The sequence below is a fragment of the Methylorubrum podarium genome, assembly GCF_022179745.1.
GTDB classification, from domain to species: domain Bacteria; phylum Pseudomonadota; class Alphaproteobacteria; order Rhizobiales; family Beijerinckiaceae; genus Methylobacterium; species Methylobacterium podarium.
In genome coordinates this window covers 1-2,622 of record NZ_BPRD01000243.1, presented here as the reverse complement: position 1 = coordinate 2,622, position 2,622 = coordinate 1, and the positions used below count along the sequence as shown (strand labels likewise).

Genomic DNA, 2,622 nt, shown 5'->3' with positions numbered 1-2,622 from the left:
AGCCGCAATTCGAGGCCGGCCGCGAGCGGGTCGGGCGCGGCGGCCTCGAATTGCGGCTTGATCAGCGCGGCGAGGGCCGCCTCGTCGGCGAGCTGCGCGGCCACCGCCGGCAGGACCAGCCGCAGGCCGATGAAGCTGACGTCGATGGTGGCGAGACGCGGCGCGGGCCGGATCGCAGCCGGGGCGAGGGCGCGGATATCGGTGCCCTCCAGGCTGGTCACCCGCGCGTCGGCGCGCAAGCGCGCGTCGAGCTGGTCGCGGCCGACATCGACGGCGTGGACGTGGGCGGCCCCACGCCGCAGCAGGACGTCGGTGAAGCCGCCGGTCGAGGCGCCGACATCGAGGCAGGGCAGGCCGGCGGGCTCGAGGCCGAAGGCGTCGAGCGCCGCGGCCAGCTTGAGACCGCCGCGGGAGACGTAGGGGTGGGGCGCCGAGGCCTCGATCCGCGCGCCCGCGCCGATGAGGTCCGAGGGGCGCGTGACGAGGCCGCCGTCGGCGTGGACGAGGCCGGCTTCGATCGCCGCCCGCGCCTGCGCCCGGCTGCGGAAATGCCCGTGCTCGACCAGGAACCGGTCGGCCCGCACCCGCTCGCCCGTCATCGGATCTCCCTTCCGGAACACGCCCGGCCGCGTCTTGGCCACTCGTTCTGGCCCGTCGTCCTGACCCGCCGTCCTCGGCAGACGACGCTCTCGCGATCGAGACGGATCGGTCCGTCCCCTGTCGAAACGCGCCGCGTCGCGTTACCTAGAGCATCGCCTGAGACGGTGCGTGCCGGCTTGTCCGAACCGGGCGATGCGACATCCACCGGCCGCGGTAGCCCGGATTCCGCACCGCCTCAAGCGGCGGCGCGGTGCCGGGCGGGACCGCCGGGATGCAACGGAGCGAGTCAGTTCATGAGAGGTGCCATCATGCGAGGGGCCACGATGCCTGCGATTCGACGCCTTCCTCTGGCCGTCCCCCTAGCCATCCCCTTGGCCATTCCCTTGGCCGCGGCCCTGCTCGCGGGCCTCGCCGGATCCGCCCTCGCGCAGGATGCGAAGGAGGCTCCCAAGGAGCCGGCCCCCGCCAAGACGGAGGCCGCGAGCGCACCGCAGACCTACGAGAGCGGGATCACCAACGGCAAGGGTGAGACCATCGGCAAGATCATGATCCGCGACGGGGCGAACTCCCTGGTGATGCGGCTGACGATCCAGCCCGGCGGCCTGCCTCCGGGCTGGCACGGCATCCATTTCCACGCCGTCGGCGACTGCTCGGACACCGAGAAGTTCGAGAAGTCGAAGGCCCACGTGAACCACGACCAGAGCAAGCACGGCCTGCTCAACCCCGACGGTCCGGACGAGGGCGACCTGCCCAACGTCTACGCCAACGCCGACGGCTCGGTGAACGCGGAAGTGTCGAGCGAGACCCCGCTAACCGGCGAGGGCGGCCTGCGCGACGGCGACGGCTCGGCGCTGATCATCCACGCCAACGAGGACGACCACACCAGCCAGCCGATCGGCGGCGCGGGCCCGCGGATCGGCTGCGCGGTGATCAAGTAGCTGGCCGCGGAAGCCCTCTCCCCTCTGCGGGAGAGGGTTCTTTGCGACGCTACCGCTTCAGGCTCACCACGCTGCCCTCGCGCTGCGCCGCCTTCTCCGGCAGGGCGGCGCGGACGGCCTTGAGGATGCCCTCGGCGTCGAGACCGGCCTCGGCGTACATCTTCTCGGGTTTGTCGTGGTCCTGGTAGACATCGGGAAGCGTCAGCGTGCGAACCCGGACCCGGCCCGCATCCAGAACGCCCCGCTCGGAGAGCAGGTGCAGCACCATCGCCCCGAACCCGCCGACCGAGCCCTCCTCCACCGTCACCAGAACCTCGTGGCTCATCGCCAGATCCACGATCAGCTCCGCGTCCAGCGGCTTGGCAAAGCGCGCATCCGCCACCGTGGCCGCCACGCCCTCCGCCTCCAGCGCGTCCGCCGCCTTCAGCGCCTCCGACAGGCGCGTGCCCAGCGACAGCAGCGCCACCCGCGCGCCCTCGGGACGCCGCACCACACGGCCGCGGCCGATCGCCAGCGGCTCGCCCCGCTCCGGCAGCTCCACGCCGACCCCCTCGCCGCGGGGATAGCGCAGCGCGATCGGCCCGGAATCATGCGCGTGGGCGGTCGCCACCATGTGCACCAGCTCGGCCTCGTCGGACGCCGCCATCACCGTCATGTTCGGCAGGCAGCAGAGATAGGCCAGATCGAACGCGCCCGCATGCGTGGCGCCGTCCGCCCCCACCAGCCCCGCCCGGTCGAGGCAGAACCGCACGGGCAGATTCTGCAAGGCCACGTCGTGCACGACCTGATCGTAGGCCCGCTGCAGGAAGGTCGAGTAGATCGCCACGAACGGCTTGTAGCCCTCCGTCGCCAAGCCGCCGGCAAAGGTCACCGCGTGCTGCTCGGCGATGCCCACGTCGAAGGTCTTGTCCGGGTGCGCCTTGCCGAACAGGTCGATGCCGGTGCCGCCGGGCATCGCCGCGGTGATCGCCACCACCTTCGGGTCGGCATCCGCCGCCTTGATCAGGCTCTCGCCGAACACCCGCGTATAGGCCGGCGCGTTCGCCTTGGCCTTGGCCTGGATGCCCGACACCACGTCGAACTT

Annotated in this window: 3 protein-coding genes; 1 reads left to right on the top strand and 2 read right to left on the bottom strand. The window is 71.9% G+C overall.

Annotated features, from left to right (window positions below; all coding sequences use genetic code 11):
* On the bottom strand, positions 1 to 599 hold a 599-nt coding region (locus MFF42_RS13060; protein ID WP_238256108.1), incomplete at its 3' end, for a TlyA family RNA methyltransferase.
* A 309-nt stretch (positions 600 to 908) separates the two neighbouring features.
* On the opposite strand from MFF42_RS13060, the gene MFF42_RS13055 reads away from it, so the two are divergent.
* Positions 909 to 1,538 (top strand): superoxide dismutase family protein, encoded by a 630-nt coding sequence (locus MFF42_RS13055; RefSeq protein WP_238256107.1) that lies wholly within the window; start codon positions 909 to 911, stop codon positions 1,536 to 1,538.
* Between the two features lie 49 nt (positions 1,539 to 1,587).
* Here MFF42_RS13055 and MFF42_RS13050 read toward each other — a convergent pair.
* Positions 1,588 to 2,622 (bottom strand): transketolase C-terminal domain-containing protein (locus MFF42_RS13050; protein WP_283206874.1); only part of this gene is annotated, 1,035 nt, incomplete at its 5' end.

Bases quoted from the DNA above. Each gene is read 5' to 3' on its own strand.
- MFF42_RS13055 (WP_238256107.1), top strand. From the start codon at position 909: ATGCGAGGGGCCACGATGCCTGCGATTCGACGCCTTCCTCTGGCCGTC.